This is a genomic window from Enterococcus sp. GPZ-007, from assembly GCF_059374735.1.
The window spans coordinates 59,856-76,018 of record NZ_JCAFYN010000005.1; the positions used below are offsets into that span (position 1 = coordinate 59,856).

General features: G+C 40.3%; 12 protein-coding genes. 11 read left to right on the plus strand and 1 reads right to left on the minus strand.

Translation table 11 applies throughout. The annotated features are described in order from the left end of the window. Positions 1–81 precede the first annotated feature (81 nt). The 9 genes from AC4J95_RS04615 (at position 82) to AC4J95_RS04655 (ending at position 11,553) form a co-directional block, all read left to right on the plus strand. Positions 82–984 carry a diacylglycerol/lipid kinase family protein gene (locus AC4J95_RS04615; RefSeq protein ID WP_494548795.1) on the plus strand — a complete coding sequence of 301 codons (903 nt, stop codon included), beginning with the start codon at positions 82–84 and terminating at the stop codon, positions 982–984. A gap of 300 nt (positions 985–1,284) precedes the next feature. Further along, entirely contained in the window at positions 1,285–2,700 is a 1,416-nt protein-coding gene (locus AC4J95_RS04620; RefSeq protein ID WP_494548796.1) for a cytochrome ubiquinol oxidase subunit I, read from the plus strand. Continuing rightward, positions 2,693–3,715, plus strand: coding sequence for a cytochrome d ubiquinol oxidase subunit II (gene cydB, locus AC4J95_RS04625; RefSeq protein WP_494548797.1), 1,023 nt, complete (start codon positions 2,693–2,695; stop codon positions 3,713–3,715). The genes AC4J95_RS04620 and cydB overlap by 8 nt, the downstream gene beginning before the upstream one ends. Continuing rightward, entirely contained in the window at positions 3,712–5,421 is a 1,710-nt protein-coding gene (cydD, locus tag AC4J95_RS04630) for a thiol reductant ABC exporter subunit CydD (RefSeq protein WP_494548798.1), read from the plus strand. Before cydB ends, cydD begins: the two co-directional genes overlap by 4 nt. Next, positions 5,418–7,166, plus strand: coding sequence for a thiol reductant ABC exporter subunit CydC (gene cydC / locus AC4J95_RS04635; protein ID WP_494548799.1), 1,749 nt, complete (start codon positions 5,418–5,420; stop codon positions 7,164–7,166). The genes cydD and cydC overlap by 4 nt, the downstream gene beginning before the upstream one ends. A 227-nt stretch (positions 7,167–7,393) precedes the next feature. Continuing rightward, the gene (locus AC4J95_RS04640) at positions 7,394–8,434 is read left to right on the plus strand and encodes a peptidylprolyl isomerase (RefSeq protein WP_494548800.1); all 1,041 of its coding nucleotides are present in this window, start codon (positions 7,394–7,396) and stop codon (positions 8,432–8,434) included. Between the two features lie 420 nt (positions 8,435–8,854). After that, complete coding sequence (locus AC4J95_RS04645; protein ID WP_494548801.1) at positions 8,855–9,286, plus strand: DUF6323 family protein; 432 nt, start codon at positions 8,855–8,857, stop codon at positions 9,284–9,286. Further along, positions 9,283–10,473 (plus strand): DUF6179 domain-containing protein, encoded by a 1,191-nt coding sequence (locus AC4J95_RS04650; protein ID WP_494548802.1) that lies wholly within the window; start codon positions 9,283–9,285, stop codon positions 10,471–10,473. Before AC4J95_RS04645 ends, AC4J95_RS04650 begins: the two co-directional genes overlap by 4 nt. Before the next feature lie 231 nt (positions 10,474–10,704). After that, a complete protein-coding gene (locus AC4J95_RS04655) occupies positions 10,705–11,553 on the plus strand; it encodes a class F sortase (RefSeq protein WP_494548803.1) in 849 nt (282 codons plus the stop codon). Between the two features lie 37 nt (positions 11,554–11,590). On the opposite strand, the gene AC4J95_RS04660 is transcribed toward AC4J95_RS04655, so the two are convergent. Then, the gene (locus AC4J95_RS04660; RefSeq protein ID WP_494548804.1) at positions 11,591–13,144 is read right to left on the minus strand and encodes an AcpB/EbpR/MafR family transcriptional regulator; all 1,554 of its coding nucleotides are present in this window, start codon (positions 13,142–13,144) and stop codon (positions 11,591–11,593) included. A gap of 176 nt (positions 13,145–13,320) precedes the next feature. Here AC4J95_RS04660 and AC4J95_RS04665 point away from each other — a divergent pair, with 176 nt between their 5' ends. After that, entirely contained in the window at positions 13,321–14,694 is a 1,374-nt protein-coding gene (locus AC4J95_RS04665) for a M24 family metallopeptidase (RefSeq protein WP_494548805.1), read from the plus strand. 527 nt (positions 14,695–15,221) lie between these two features. After that, on the plus strand, positions 15,222–16,115 hold the full coding sequence (locus AC4J95_RS04670) for a helix-turn-helix transcriptional regulator (protein ID WP_494548806.1): 894 nt from the start codon (positions 15,222–15,224) through the stop codon (positions 16,113–16,115). Positions 16,116–16,163 lie beyond the last annotated feature (48 nt).

The following is a 16,163-nucleotide window of genomic DNA, read 5'->3' on the forward strand; positions in this document are numbered from 1 at the left end:
TCCCTGTTATACTGAAAAAGAAATAGAAAACGGATACTTAAACGTATTTTTCCAGAAAAGCGAAAAGGGGAGAGCGAAACAATGAAAAAAGCAGTATTGATTGTCAATCCCAGTTCTGGGAATGAAGAAGCGAAAAAATATACTAGTCAAGCAAGAGAAAAATTGGAACAATTTTTTGATGAAATCGAAGTAAAAGAAACCGAAAAAGAAGGCGATGCAACGAATTTTGCACGAAAAGCAGCAGAAGAAAAAGCGCATAGTGTCTTTGCGATGGGTGGCGATGGTACAGTCAATGAAGCCATCAGCGGTTTAGCCGAACAAGATTATCGACCGAATTTCGGCTTTTTCCCATTAGGCACAGTGAATGATTTAGGACGTTCGCTAAATATTTCGATGGACCCAGAACAAGCAATCGCATCATTTGACCCTGAACGAAAGACTTCACTGGATATTGGCAAGATCAACGATGATTATTTCATGAATATCGTCTCGGTCGGAAGTATTCCCGAAGCCATCAGCGATGTGGATGTAGAAGAGAAGACCAAGTTCGGCAAGCTAGCCTATTTTGTGAATGGCGTTAAAGAAGTCTTCAACGATGAAAATTATCACTTCACCTTAGAGATCGATGGAGAAAAGACCGAGATAGAAAGCAGTGCAGTTGTCATAGTTCTAACAAGGACAATTGGCGGATTTACTCATATCGTGCCTGAGGCTAAAAATAATGATGGCAATCTGTATCTGCTTTATTTGAAGGATCAAAGTATTACAGATCGATTGAAAAGCCTGCCTGATATCATTAAAGGTGTGGACCAATCCACCGAGAATATCGGCTATACACCTTTTACAGAAGGACGATTGACAATGAAAGAAGAAGTCGACCTGCATCCCAGTGTCGATGGCGATGAAGGGCCGGCACTGCCACTGTCATTCAAAGTATTGCCCCAGCATTTAGAAGTCTATTATGGAAATGAACAGAAAAATTAGTAGAAAAGATCACCTGTGATGGTGGTCTTTTTGCATAACTTTTCGAATTCTTCCTAGAAAAATGTGTCATACAGGGCTGATTAAGTGAATTTTTTTTTCAAGAAAAACAACAACACTTGTATTATTCGCAAAAATCATCAATTATTTTCTTCTAAATAGTTATTTTCCTCTTTCATCAACTTTCGTGAATAAAAAGCGCTTAAGCTGAACATTTGGCAATTTATTTCTTAAGGATTATAGTTATTACAGAAAGAGATTTATTTTAGTTTTGTTATTCACAATAGTAGGGGAGGAATTAAAATGGATATAGTGACGTTGGCCCGTTTTCAGTTCGCTATGACGACGGTTTTTCACTTTTTCTTTGTGCCATTCTCGATTGGGATGGTATTGGTTGTTGCCATTATGGAAACGTTATATGTTAAAACGAAAAATGAAAAATACCTGCAGCTGGCGAAATTCTGGGGAAAGATATTCCTATTGAGTTTTGCGGTGGGCGTCGTGACTGGGATCATCCAAGAGTTTCAATTTGGGATGAACTGGTCAGATTATTCACGGTTCGTCGGAGATATTTTTGGCGCGCCATTAGCAATTGAGGCATTATTAGCTTTCTTTATGGAGTCGACATTCTTAGGACTCTGGATGTTTACGTGGGATCGTGTGAAGCCAAAGGTCCATGTGCTCTTTATTTGGTTAGTGACGATTGCTTCGATGCTATCAGCTTTCTGGATTTTAGCGGCAAATAGTTTTATGCAGCACCCAGTCGGCTACGCTATTCGTAATGGGCGGGCAGAGATGACAGATTTTGGCGCGGTTATCACTAATCCCAAAGTGCTGTATGAATTTGGCCATGTGCTGGCAGCAGCAATTACCATGGGCGGAATGATCGCGGCAGGACTTGCGGCGTTCCAATTGTTAAAACGCAAAGACAAACCAATGCGAGAATTCTTTATGAAGTCGATGCGTATTGGACTTGTAATTACTTTATTTGGTTCAATCATGGTTCTAGGTGCAGGTGATGCGCAAATGAAGGCCTTGATTGAAGGTCAACCAATGAAGTTTGCGGCGATGGAAGGAACCTATGAGGATACCGGTGATCCGGCAGCTTGGACCTTGATCGCTTGGGATAACGAGCGGGAGCATAAGCAGGTCTTTGGTGTACAAATTCCGTATATTTTAAGTATTCTTTCTTATAATAAGCCTTCTGGCTCGATTAAAGGGATGGATACCGTCAATAAGGAATTAGTCAAAAAATATGGTGATCGTAATTACTATCCGCCAGTGAATGTTTTGTTCTGGAATTTCCGGATCATGGCAGGCTTCGGTATGTTAATGCTATTGGTAGCGATTCTCGGCTTGTTCTTTACTCGGAAAAAGAAACCAGTCTTGTATGAGAAACGCTGGATGCTTTGGGTGATGGCGCTTTGTACCTTCGCACCGTTTTTGGCAAATACAGCTGGGTGGCTGGTGACTGAATTAGGCCGCTATCCTTGGACCGTTTACGGTTTATTTACGATTGAAGACAGTGTTTCGCCAAATGTTTCAGTTGCTTCATTGTTAACTTCAAACATCATTTACTTCCTATTGTTCTCAGGCTTGGCGGTAACGATGATCTATCTAGTGAAACGGCAATTAAACATAGGACCTGAATTGGATCAGATTTCAAAAGAAAATGATTCCGTTGATCCTTTCGACAGGGGGGCATTCACTCATGAGTAGCTTACAATTATTATGGTTCTTATTGATCGGCGTCTTGTTTTCCGGTTTTTTCTTTTTAGAAGGCTTTGATTTCGGTGTCGGGATGTCCGTACAGACATTAGCTCATGATGAGCATGAAAAAGATCAGATTGTTCAGACAATTGGACCCGTTTGGGATGGCAATGAAGTTTGGTTGCTGACAGCCGGCGGGGCGATGTTCGCTTCATTCCCGTATTGGTATGCGTCATTGTTCAGCGGGTACTATTTGATTTTGTTTATCATTTTATTCGGCTTGATTATTCGTGGTGTTTCTTTTGAGTTTCGCAGTCATATGCCGAAGGAACGCAAACAGTTGTGGAACTGGACGTTGAGCATTGGCAGTTTCTTAGTGCCATTTTTCTTCGGCGTTTTGTTCATTAGTATGATCCAAGGAATGCCGTTGGACGCGGATCATAATATGATGGCGACTTTTACTGACTATATCAACTTGTATTCAGTGGTCGGCGGCGTTGCCTTGACGTTATTATGCTATTTGCATGGCTTGAATTACATCGCATTGCGTACAGAAGGTCCAGTACGTTATCGGGCTAAGAACTATGCCCAAATGCTCTATTGGGTGTTGTACGTCGGTTTGATTATTTTCGCTATCTTGATGTATTTTCAAACAGATTTCTTCCAAAACAATTTTGCGGTAACGTTGATTTTATTAGCCGTGATCGTGTTACTGACAGTAATCGCGAATGTCTCTATTTATAAAAATAAGGAAATGCTGGCGTTTATGATGAGCGGCTTTACGTTGATCGCATTGGTTGCACTATTATTTAGTGGATTGTTCCCACGTGTATTGATCAGTTCGATCCCAGGCAATGATCTATTAATCGCAAATGCGTCTTCAAGTCCTTATACTTTGAAGATTATGTCGTACATTTCATTGACGATCTTACCATTTGTTCTAGGATATACAGCTTGGACATATTACATTTTCCGCAAACGGATCAAACATCCGCATGAGGTTGGAGTAGAGGTACAATCATGATCGACAAGAAGTTATTACAACTTCCCGGAATCAAAAAAATTCTAATGTTGCTTGCAGGATCTGCGGTCCTGCAAGCAATCTTTATAATTGGGCAAGCGTATGGTTTATCCATGACGATCACTCATTTATGGAACGAAGGCTTAAACAACCAAATAAACTGGATGCTACTATTCTTCGGTTCTTTTGCGCTACGTCATTTGATGACTTATCTGCGGGAGCATGTACTGGAAGAGTATGCGTATCAACAAGCTAAGGATCTGCGTAGTCAATTGCTGCGGAAGATTTTTCGATTAGGTCCGCAGGTCGTGCAAAAGCAAGGGACTGGGAGTGTGGTTACGACTGCATTAGATGGGATCGATCAGGTAGAAGAGTATTTGCATCTGATTTTACCTAAAATGCTGAATATGATGATCATTCCATGGATTTTATTAGTCGCGATTTTTCTATTGGACTGGGAATCGGGGATCGTGTTATTGATCGTTTTTCCGATCATCATTATCTTTATGATTATTTTAGGTTATGCGGCTCAAAGTAAAGCAGATAAGCAATACAAGGTCTTTCAAGTATTATCGAATCATTTTATCGATTCACTGCGAGGAATCGATACGCTGAAATTTTTCGGTATCAGTAAGCAATATAGCAAAAGTATTTTTACTACCAGTGAGCGATTCCGCAAGGCGACGATGAGTACCTTGAAGATCGCGATCCTGTCGACGTTTGCGTTGGATTTCTTTACGACTCTATCTGTGGCAGTCGTGGCGGTCTTGCTGGGACTGCGTTTAATCAATGAAGCAATCTTCTTATTTCCGGCTTTGACCGTACTGATTTTGGCTCCAGAGTATTTCTTGCCGATCCGAGATTTTTCTAGTGATTATCATGCGACTTTGGATGGAAAAAATGCGATGGATGCTGTGAATCAAATTTTGGATCTGCCAGAGAAGCAAGATACAACGATTGGTTTACCGACTTGGTCAACTGACAGTCAATTGAGTGTTAATATGCAGTATAATTACGCAGATAAACTTGGTGCAGAAGTTGATTTCGAGGTACAGGGATACAAAAAAATTGGAGTCATCGGTATGAGCGGATCAGGAAAATCAACACTGATCAATTTGTTGAGTGGATTTTTGCAGCCTGATAAAGGTCAAATCAGATTTGATGAACAAGCTTTGACGGCTTTTGATCAGCCTCAGTGGCAGGAACAATTGATTTATATCCCACAGAATCCTTATATTTTCCAACGCTCAGTTCGGGAAAATATTGCCTTCTATCATCCGCAAGCTAGCGATGAAGAAATTCTAAAAGCGATAGAAGTCACGGGATTAACGGAATTACTTCAAGAACTACCTGAGGGGTTGGATACAAAACTAGGTGAGGGAGCACGTACACTTAGTGGAGGACAAGCGCAGCGGATCGCATTAGCTAGAGCATTTCTGGATCAAGAACGGAAAATTTTACTATTCGATGAACCGACAGCACATTTGGATATTGAGACAGAGGTAGAACTGAAGGAACGAATGTTGCCATTGATGGATAATCATCTGGTGTTCTTTGCGACTCACCGTCTGCATTGGTTATCAGAAATGGATTATCTGCTAGTGATGGATCATGGCGAGCTTATTGAGCAGGGAACATTAGAAGAACTGAAACAAAGAAATGGCGCCTTTACTAAATTGAGTCAGGCATTGCGAGGTGAAGAAGCATGAAGCAGATCGGATTATTCGAAGTATTAAAGACCGATGAATGGGTCAAACCCTTTTTCAAACAATATAAGAAATCGTTGATTTTGGCTTTGACGCTAGGTTTCATTACTTTCTTCTGTGCCGGAGCTTTGATGTTCAACTCAGGTTTCTTGATTAGTCGAGCCGCTTCGTTACCGGAGAACATTTTGATGATCTACATTCCCATCGTATTGACGCGTGCTTTTGGGATTGGGCGTCCAGTCTTTCGCTATGTCGAACGCTTGGTCAGCCATAACTGGGTTTTGAAGATGACGTCAAATTTGCGTGTGAAGCTGTATGATTCATTGGAGCAAGATGCCATTTTCTTCAAACAGAATCATCGGACAGGAGATATTCTTGGTTTGCTTTCTGAGGATATCAACCATATCCAAAACTTGTATCTGCGGACGATTTTTCCAACAATTATCGCTTGGCTGCTGTATGTCTTTATTATTATCGGGATCGGCTACTTTTCACCATTCTTTGCATTAGTAATGTTGCTGTTGCTAGGAATCGTTGTCTTTTTACTACCGCTATGGTCGGTAATCATCAACGGTGCTCGTCAGGAGCAACAAAAGCAGATGAAGAATCAGCTGTATAGTGACTTAACTGATAATGTTTTGGGTGTGTCGGACTGGATATTTAGTCAACGAGGGCAGGATTATGTGAACCATCACGAGGAATCCGAAGAAGCCTTGCGAGCTGTCAATCGCAAGCTGCAAAGCTTTCAGCGCAAGCGCAACTTCATTTTACAGTTGATGTTTGGTATCATAACGATTGCCTTATTGTTGTGGACGAGCCGACAGTTCCCCGGAAATCATGGGGGAGCAGCAAATTGGATAGCAGCTTTTGTTCTATCCGTCTTTCCATTGATTGATGCCTTTGCGCCATTGCCAGCCGCGGCTCAGGAAACGAACAGCTATCAGGATTCCATCAGAAACTTGAATGGTCTTCCAGAGATTCAGAAAATTGATGATTTGATATCGACTGTTTCAGGTGCTTTGACCTTGAAAATTGACAATGTTCATTATCATTATCCAGAAAGTACCAAGGAAGTTTTATCAGGTATTGAGTTGACACTGAATCCAGGTCAGAAAATGGCGATTTTAGGACGCAGCGGCTCGGGAAAGAGTACGTTGGCTAATTTGATTCGTGGTGATCTGCGAGCAACTGAAGGTGCAATTACGCTGAATGGAGAGGATACGTACAAGTTTGGTGATGATATTAGTAAATATATTGGAGTGATTCACCAAACACCATATTTATTCCATACGACGATCGCGAATAATTTGCGAATCGGGAACGAATCTGCGGATGAAGCTGAGCTTTGGCAGGTGCTGACCCGTGTTGGGTTGAGTGAATTAGTAGAAAGCTTGCCAGAAGGATTAGAAACAATGATAGATGAAGCTGGGTTACGCTTTTCTGGCGGTGAACGGCAGCGTTTAGCGCTAGCTCGGATCCTGTTGCAGGAAGCACCGATCATCTTATTAGACGAACCGACCGTTGGACTCGATCCTGTAACAGAACAGGCCTTGATCAATACATTCTTCCATGAGTTGGAGGGGAAGACCGTTATTTGGATCACCCATCATTTACAAGGAATTGATGCGATGGATCAAGTTATCTTCATTGAAGACGGTCACTTGACAATGCAAGGTACCCCCGCTGAATTAGAATTAACGAATGCTCATTATCGTAAACTAAAGCAAATTGATAAAGGGATTATATAAAAGCAAAGCTTCTCCAGCAAACCGCCGGAGAAGCTTTTTGCCAGTCGGACTTTTCGCAGTTCTGTAAAGTAAGTGAGCAAGAAGAGCAATGCATAGTAAAATCTCGCTCGATGAGGATAGTCCGATGGTATGCGTACGAAAAGTGTATTCCTTATTAACTTTTAGGAGAATGACTGACCATGTCATTTTCTGGTACAATTAACAAAAGTAAAGGTTGGAGGTAGGACATGAAAAAGAGCAAAGTTGTTTTAGCTGCGGGAATTCTGGGTGCAGCTGCCGTTATAGCTAAAAAGAAGCTGATCGATGAGACCATCATTAAACATTTGATTCCTCGACATTGGGATGAGGCAGAAATAAAGGAGCGTTTAAGCGAATTTACTCAAGCATTAGCAACTGGAAATGATATAAATATCAATCCCTTCGTTTTAGGAAAAGAAGTTAAAAAATTCAATCCGTTAAAGGGACAAGAATTAACCTTCCTAGAAGCTCGCTTTATAAATTTATATAAAGTTAAAGGAGATAGTTACAATAATTTACGCGGTTTAGTATCCTACCGTGTTGCTACACCGAAAAAAGAGTACACGTATTTGATTAAAGTTGCTCGTCTAGGTGTTGAGAAGCTGGAGTGGTATATTCAAAAAGTAGTGGAACAGGATCATGGGATAAAATATCCAAATCAATATTTGCTACAGCTGACAGCTGTTCGTTCGAATGAGGAGCTTTGTCAGATCGAAACGGATGCAGGGACAATAACTTTGAGAGTATTTCAGCAGGATGCCCCGAAAGCGGTTAAGAATTGGCGCGGATTAGCAAAACAAGGCTTTTATGACGGCACGCCATTTGCCCGAGTGATCAAAGATTTTGTGATTCAGGGCGGAGCCTTGGACGGTTCTGGTGATGAGGCGCAATCGATTTATGGTGGATACTTTGAGGATGAAGTGGATGAAGGATTGTATCATTTTGATGGGGCAGTTTGTTTAGGCAATCATGGTCCAAACACTAACGGCAATCAGTTTTACATTGTGGAACGGAATCACGTGGATAAGGAACAGTTATATAGAATGAATTTGCCGTTGAAGGTTCGCTCTCATTATGAAGCGGTTGGTGGAATTCCTGAGCTGGATGGTCGATACACTGTTTTTGGTCAAGTCATTGAAGGTATGTCGGTTGTACGGAAGATTGCAAGCCAAGAGAGTGATACTCAAGATGCGCCATTGAAGCCGATCATGATTCGACAAATCACTTTTAAGAAAGCAAGTCAGAGTTGATCTGACTTGCTTTCTTTTGGCTCTATTTTAACTCTTTGTTTTGTGTTTTATCCATCGAGTAGACAATGAATAAAGGATAATTAAACCAATCAAAATGATCATTCGAATGATAGCAGGCGGGCTCCATACCCAAATAACAAATAGGACGAGTAATAGGTAAAGAAAGGTAAGGTAGACCATGTAAAACTCCTTTCCGAAGAAGGCTAGTATGAAGTATCAACTTGTACTGATAACAATATATTTGTTATTTTCAAACATTTACTTATCCGCCAATAATAAAAAATAAGAAGAAAAAAAGTTAAGGAAGACTTAAATTGTCTTCCTTAACTTACTTTATAGTACCACATTTTTGATAGAATTTCAAGATTGTCTTTTTACTAACTATGTGCTATTTAGTCTGTGAAGGAGGCGAACTCAAAGATGACAAAATTTGATTTATCGTTATTTAACTATTTTTTAACTGAACAGACAGAAGAATCACGAACCCAAATTAATCAACAGCTTCTGAAGAATCATAAAAGCTATCAATTATCTGCTGCAGATTTCTCTGAAATCGCTGAAGAGAGGACGCAACTTTTTAAGGAGCATCATCTGATTGATTTTAGCCGGGATAATTCACAGCTAGTAGCAAGTTTCTTAGCTTCAGAACCAATCCTTTACAGAAGTGATTATGTTGAGCATTTATCAGTTTGCCAAGCGATATTTTATTATTTACGAGCGTACCATTCCAGCCAAGTGACGGACCAAGAAATTCTTGAAGAAATCGAGCGACGTTATCGAAAATATGATAGCGATTTAGAAATGCTGCAGGGCTCCTTTGAAGATTTCCCAGAATTGGAGGAAGACGAATGAAAAATGAATTGTTAGATCCAGCGTTTTATCCTTTCTTTATGAAGAAATTACAGGAACGCTTAAGCGGTTCTAGTGTCATGCCGATTGACCAAGCGGAGAGGATTCGGCAGTCAATCGAGTTTGTTCTAGAAAGTGGCGAAGAGGGGGAGTTGCCCGAACGATTTGAACAGGGCAAAGCGAAGTTGAAGGACCGATTAGCTGAGCTTCAGGACATCTATCAGGGAATCGTGGATAATTATCAAAGTTTTGGTATTGAATCACTGGAAGAAAGTCTGAGTGAAATCGGTAATTTTTTTACTAAATACGATATTGAGTATGGTGCAGCTGAAGTTGATCAGGCGTTTTTGGATTATCAGCTTGCTGAGTCTGTTCCAGCAGATTTTCTTGGTATTGATTTTTATGAACGCTACTTACAGAATCTGGCTGCGGAGGTCCTTTTTCTTAAGAGTATTCCAGAGCACCAAATCTATGAATTAATGGACCATTATCAACAAAAACTAGGATTTGATTACCGCAAGGATGTGAACAATTTGTTTGAAATCGCCTTTAGACAGATAATTGGGAAACTATTAGTCGGAAAAAGCGGGATCAACTCACTGTTGCTAAATAGAGTTGAAGCGCAATATGTGTTGGAACGGATTAAAAATCAAACTCATTTTCCTGAGTTAGATCCGCTTTTTCAAAAGAATGATTATTATCGTCGAGTTTTTCTGCAGCTACGAAACAGGGTTCTTCAACTGATAGTGTCTGAGAGCACAGTTCACTTTTTTATCATCACTACTCCTAAGAAGAAGCTATTAGAGTTACCTCCAACAATGTCATCAATCTGTTTTAATCAATTAATGGAAGCCTATTCTGTCGCGGATCAAAAGGGGAAAATCAATCTAATTGCTACAAATATTTCAACCCCAGAAGATCTCGAGGAATACTTAAAAGGTTCCTCTGAATCACCAGAGTTTTATAAAAGTCTTTTTAAAGCGTTTGACAAGAACTTTATAAAGATTCTTTTGCTGGCTATAATGAATAATTATGGATGTAAAACATATGAGGATATCGTTGATACGACAGCTCCTGACACACTTTTAAATTTTTTAAAAGATTATATAAAAACTTTGGTTTCGAAGCAACGTTTCGAGCTTTTTACCACAATCGAAGAGTATCAATTAGTTCCTAACGATTTTTCGTAATATATAAAAATACGCTGCTAGTTAATGATTTTCCTAATTATTTGCTCGACCAGATTTGTCTGCTCAAAAGAAAGTTATGAAAATATTGTCGGAAATCCCATTATTAATAGATTTTGCCAGATTATTATAATATCGATAGTTATTTTACGAGCGGGATTTAAGAAGAAAGCCCGATTTTCCGTTAATTTGTAGGCAAATAGCAAACAGCTTTTTGCTTAGGAGGAACGGAACATGAGTAGCTATATAAAATTTATGATAATCGCTGCGCTTTTTATTTCTACCGGCGCTGCATCTGTATTTGGTCAATCTCAGGAAAGCTCACCAAGTACAACGGATCAAAAGACATCAGAGCAATCTACAAGTAAAGAAGCCAGCACCTCTTCGGAGAATTCAACGATAAAATCGTCTGAAGTATCATCTGAAGAATCGAGCAGTCAGACAACAACCAGCAGCACAGCTGCCGTTGAAAGTGAACCAGCTGTTCAAGACAGTGATGAAACACCGGTGGTAAACAGCGCGGAAGAACCTGAACCAGCAACTGTTGAATCGACTAATGAATCAGCTGTGATAAATAGTCGGCCGGCACCGACTGTCAATGAAGCTGAGCCAACGAAGGAAACAGCCGCACCAGTCGAGACGCAAAATGCAGCAAACCCTGAACCAACAACAATGCAGGCTAGTCAAATGAAGATCAATGGTCAATTCATTACCTATTTAAATGCTGGCCAAAGTAACGGGCAAGCGATCATTGATGCCAACCCAAATCAAGTCGCAACATGGGGTGGAGCTTCTGTCCAATCAGGAAATGATGGATCTAATACTCATTTTATTGGGCATAACCCTGGAATTTTCAACGTACTATTCTCATTAGGAAATGGTGCGACTATCGATGTTTCTGATAGTGGTAACAATGTAACCTCATATACAGTTTCCCAAATCGTCACTGTTGATGACTCTGGCATGGCGGCGGATGGTACCGACTATTGGGATCAGATTACAGGTACTGGCGGTGGAGAACGCATTACTTTGCAGACATGTATTAATGATGATTACAACCTGATTGTCTTTGCGAACAAATAAACACGAAAGAGCAGTGCCGTATACAGCGGCACTGCTCTTATTTGTTCATTACTTGTTGAGAAAAATAGATTTCCTGGGCGGTTCTCATTTTGATATTGCCGAGTTGTTTTAAATGTCGACGTGACTCATTTTTTTGAATCTTGACAATAAAGTTCAGAAGATTCTCACGATCAGAAGCTGAGAAGAAGTTATTTACGATCAGAACGTTCTCATTTTCGTAGCCTTGGATTGGATTATTGCTAAGCACGATATCGTACGAAGCAAAATTCTTGAAATCTTCTGGTCCGGTGGAAATCACTGGCTCATTGAAAGTGTCGACAACAATGCGTTTATTGTAGTTAGCGATCAAGAAGTCCCGTAACATTTCTGCATGCCTTCGTCCGAGATCGCTGACGACTAGGATGTTTACCTTACGCCGCAGTTTTTCTAATTGAATCGGCAAATGGGTCCATTCCTTCATCAATAGGAAAAAGATACTGTTTAAACGAATATCCGTCCACAGCTCTGGTGATTTTTTCTCGATATCCTGCAAATGAATCTTTACTAAGGTTGAGAAGATAGGGTAGACTAGCTGGATCTCGCGCGCGAATTTCTGATGTTTATCAAACAGCATCGTCTGACGATAAGGATAGAAATTATACTCGACATACCAAGACATCATTTCTTGGATGATTTTGCGTTTATCTTCTCGATCCAATGGAAATTCGATTGCCTGAGAGACATTTTTTAAAAAGGTCTCGATTTTTCCATTGATTCGCACAATCTGTTCGGGATTATCCCAATTATAAAATTCATGGAAAACTGTTCGACTAACTTCTTTGTACCATTGCTTCGGTAGTGTGAAATCCGTTTTTGCTAAAAGATGCTCAGCAAAGGGGCGACTAAAGTCTAAAACCTTATCAATCGTATCATCTTCTTCCGCATAAACGTTTTCTGGCAAATAAAACCCTTGATACATTCGGTTTAGCGTTACCATGAACAGATAAGCAGCTTCTTGAATCTCCCGATCATCCAAAGCAACATCAAAGTCGGTTGATGTTCGCATGATAAAACAGGTCGTTTCTTCATGGTCTAAAGTGAAGGGCCACTCATTGACTCCATAGGCCTCAGTAAAGTATTGTTGGTAAAAGAAGCGTACCCAGCGTTCATCTGGACCAATGATCCTAAATGGAGATCGTTCAAGCTGCAGTCCGCGCCGCTCCAAAAATTCTTCCAACGCATTGACCATGCGGTAAAAGGATGCCTCGCTCATAAACAGCTCATTGATCCAATAATCCGCATCCTGATTAGATTCATAGAGCATCTTCTCTACAAATTGAAATTCCAAAGATTCATGATAGATTTGACCGTAAACATTTCCCAGCTTATTTGAGGTAATGTTGTTCAATCGTACGCCTTGGAATTTTGAATATTCGATGTAAATATAGTCACCCCAAAATTCATTGATAAAATCAATGTCAGATAAAAGTGTTTTGACCGAGCAATCAACTGTTCTAGCTGCTTCTTTGATATCACACCAAGAGGGCAACTGGTCTAAAAATTCCACGAATTGAATGCGTCGATAGGTAGAGGAGTTTAGTAATTGTTTCATAGCGCACTCCTTTCAAAATAATAGTAGTTATCATTATAATTTTACCGATTTTCTTAAAAAAAAGCGAGCTATTTAGTTACACTGAGCAATAAAACCTTCTGAAATAATGATTAAAGTGAGTATTTTCCCATTATAGCCTATGGTATGATAGGAAAAAATGGAGGGATTAAATAATCGTGATCAAATTAGAAAAAGTAACTTCACCAACATTCGATGAAAATGTGGTGCCGGTTCAACTGACTGATGAAACAATGACGGCACGTAAGAACAATTTATTAACAAAAATGCAGCAAGAAAATTATGATGCTGTGGCTATTTACGCGGACTTAGAGCACGGCGGTAATTTTGAATATTTCACTGGTTTCGTTCCCCGCTTTGAGGAGGCGCTATTAGTTATTCACCAAAATGGCGAAGCGTATTTAGTATTAGGTAATGAAAACTTAAATAAGGTACCTTTTGCCCGGATCGAAGCAAAGGCCGTTCACATGCCGCATTTTTCATTGCCAAACCAACCAATGGAAACTAGCTTGAGTGTACCGGATATTTTAAAGCAAACTCGACTAGATAAGGCTAAAACAGTTGGACTGATTGGCTGGAAAAACTTTACTAGTCAGCAAGAAGACAATCGCACGCTTTATGATTTGCCATACTTTTTAGTGGATGGGCTGAAACAAGCAGCACCAGCAGCGATTTTAAAAAACGCTACCTACTTAATGATCGGAGAAAAAGGCCTGCGCACGACAAATAATGTCAATGAGATCGCGCATTATGAGTTCGGCGCTATGGTGGCGGGAAACTGTATGTTGAATGCTATGGATCAGCTGGAGCTGGGAAAAAGTGAAATGGAAGTCGGCGCTTACTTGAATGATCTCGGACAAACTCCGAGTGTAGTGACGATTATGGCGACAGGAGCACGTTTTGAAAAAGCCAATCTTTATCCTACTGGCAAGAAAATTCAGCTGGGTGATCGGATATCTATGACATGCGGCTACAAAGGTGGCCTTCAAAGTCGCGGCGGTTATGCGGTGAATACGAAAGAGGAGCTTCCTGAAGCTGAGCAGGATTATCTGGATCGTGTGGCGAAGCCTTATTTCAATGCTGTGAAAACATGGTTCGAAACCATTGCTGTTGGAATGAACGGAGCTGATCTTTACAATATAATTGAAGAGGTCTTACCGAAGGAACAATACGGCTGGCATCTGAACCCGGGGCATCTATGTGCTGATGAAGAATGGTTAGCCTCTCCTGTTTATCCTAGTTCACGCGAAACAATTAAGAGCGGTATGATTTTTCAGTTTGATGTTATTCCCTCAGTTCCTGGTTATTCCGGAGCTAGCTGTGAAGGCGGGATAGTTATTGCTGATGAACAGCTGCGGAAAACAATCCAGACTGATTGTCCAGAAATGTGGGTACGAATGCAGGCGCGCCGCAGCTATTTAATAGAAGAAATCGGTATTGCTTTGAGTGAAGAAGTGTTGCCGATGTGTAATGCTACAGCTTATTATCGTCCATTCTTTTTAAATAAGAAAGCAGCACTAACAGCTAAATAGATATAATCCAATCAAACACTTAAAGGAGCAATTCTTTGAGTGTTTTTTGGTTTCTTTTTCAGAGATTCGAAAGAAGGAAATTCTGGATGTCGCAGATAAATTATTCACTCGAAAGATTTTTTTATATGAAGTAGTTTAGTATAAACACAATACTGGATATACATACTTTAGTAAATATGGATCGAAATAAACTGGAGGATTTCGCCGTGTCTCATCGGAATGTAACAGCTTGGCAAGTGCTAAATTCACTGAATGCCAATAATAGTAAATTGTTCATCGCAAGAGATTCTATGACTAATAGTTTATAGAATACTAGTTTTTCAGTTTAAATTGAAAAAATTGCTAGAAGAGAAGACTATTCCTGTCATGAAGCAGGGCATTAAGAGTAAGGTGGTGATGAATCGACGCCCTCCTGATGAAATTGATTTGAAGCAAGTACAGCAGGAGTACTAAAAAGAAATAGTTAGCTCTGAGCTTTCGCTTGTCCCTTCCTCATGATATGCTTGATTATGAGGGGAGGGCAGCCTATGATCGAAAGCAGATTATTACAAATTCTTTTTATCCTATTAGAAGCCGGCTCTGCGACTGCGCCCGATCTGGCTGAGAAATTTGAAGTGTCAGCCCGCACGATTTATCGCGACGTAGACGCTTTAAGTGCTGCCGGTATCCCGGTCTATGCCGTTCGAGGAAAAGGCGGCGGTATCTTTATTCAAGAGAACTACGTCTTAGACAAAGCCGTGTTTTCAGATGAGGAACAAGAAGAAATCCTGATTGCGCTGCAAAACTTCAATCTCACCGATGGCACTCTCAGCAGTTCATTGGTTTCTAAGCTCAACACCTTGTTTAAAAAAGAAAGTCTGGATTGGCTAGAGATCGACTTTTCTGATTGGACCGGTCTGCGCACCCAATTTTTCGATACGCTTCAGCGTGCCATTATTAGTAGAAAAGTCATTCGAGTGAAGTATCTCAGCAGTAAGGGACAATTTACTGAGCGAGAACTTGAACCTCTAAAACTTGTTTTCCGCAATAAAGCATGGTATCTCTATGCTTTTTGTCGTGTCAGAGCAGATTTTCGACTTTTCAAAATCGCTAGGATGCGTGATTTACAGATTTTATCGGAAGACTTCGTTCGAGAAACACCGAAGAAAGTGTTCTCAGAAACAGAAGCATCATCGCAAAAAAAAGTTGAGCTGACGCTTCTATTCGATCAGGGGGTCGCCTATCGAGTGCAAGAAGAGTTCAATAATATCGTGGAAAACGAGGATGGCAGTTTGCTCGCTTTCGTAAGATTTCCTGACGATGAAACGACAGTGAATTACTTGTTTTCGTTTGGTGACCATTTAGAAGTTTTAGAACCCAGGGAGTACCGTGAAAAAATGGCTAATCGAATTGAAAATTTGAGAAGGAAATACAAAACTTGACATCGGGTTACAAGTTTCACTTGTTAAACTTAGGAAAAAAGGAGACGT

What these genes read in the sequence shown, in the direction of transcription:
- cydD (WP_494548798.1), top strand. Translation starts at nt 3,712, where the DNA reads ATGATCGACAAGAAGTTATTACAACTTCCCGGAATCAAAAAAATTCTA.
- AC4J95_RS04645 (WP_494548801.1), top strand. Translation starts at nt 8,855, where the DNA reads ATGACAAAATTTGATTTATCGTTATTTAACTATTTTTTAACTGAACAG.
- cydC (WP_494548799.1), top strand. Translation starts at nt 5,418, where the DNA reads ATGAAGCAGATCGGATTATTCGAAGTATTAAAGACCGATGAATGGGTC.
- cydB (WP_494548797.1), top strand. Translation starts at nt 2,693, where the DNA reads ATGAGTAGCTTACAATTATTATGGTTCTTATTGATCGGCGTCTTGTTT.
- AC4J95_RS04615 (WP_494548795.1), top strand. Translation starts at nt 82, where the DNA reads ATGAAAAAAGCAGTATTGATTGTCAATCCCAGTTCTGGGAATGAAGAA.
- AC4J95_RS04640 (WP_494548800.1), top strand. Translation starts at nt 7,394, where the DNA reads ATGAAAAAGAGCAAAGTTGTTTTAGCTGCGGGAATTCTGGGTGCAGCT.
- AC4J95_RS04670 (WP_494548806.1), top strand. Translation starts at nt 15,222, where the DNA reads ATGATCGAAAGCAGATTATTACAAATTCTTTTTATCCTATTAGAAGCC.
- AC4J95_RS04660 (WP_494548804.1), bottom strand. Translation starts at nt 13,144, where the DNA reads ATGAAACAATTACTAAACTCCTCTACCTATCGACGCATTCAATTCGTG.
- AC4J95_RS04655 (WP_494548803.1), top strand. Translation starts at nt 10,705, where the DNA reads ATGAGTAGCTATATAAAATTTATGATAATCGCTGCGCTTTTTATTTCT.
- AC4J95_RS04650 (WP_494548802.1), top strand. Translation starts at nt 9,283, where the DNA reads ATGAAAAATGAATTGTTAGATCCAGCGTTTTATCCTTTCTTTATGAAG.
- AC4J95_RS04620 (WP_494548796.1), top strand. Translation starts at nt 1,285, where the DNA reads ATGGATATAGTGACGTTGGCCCGTTTTCAGTTCGCTATGACGACGGTT.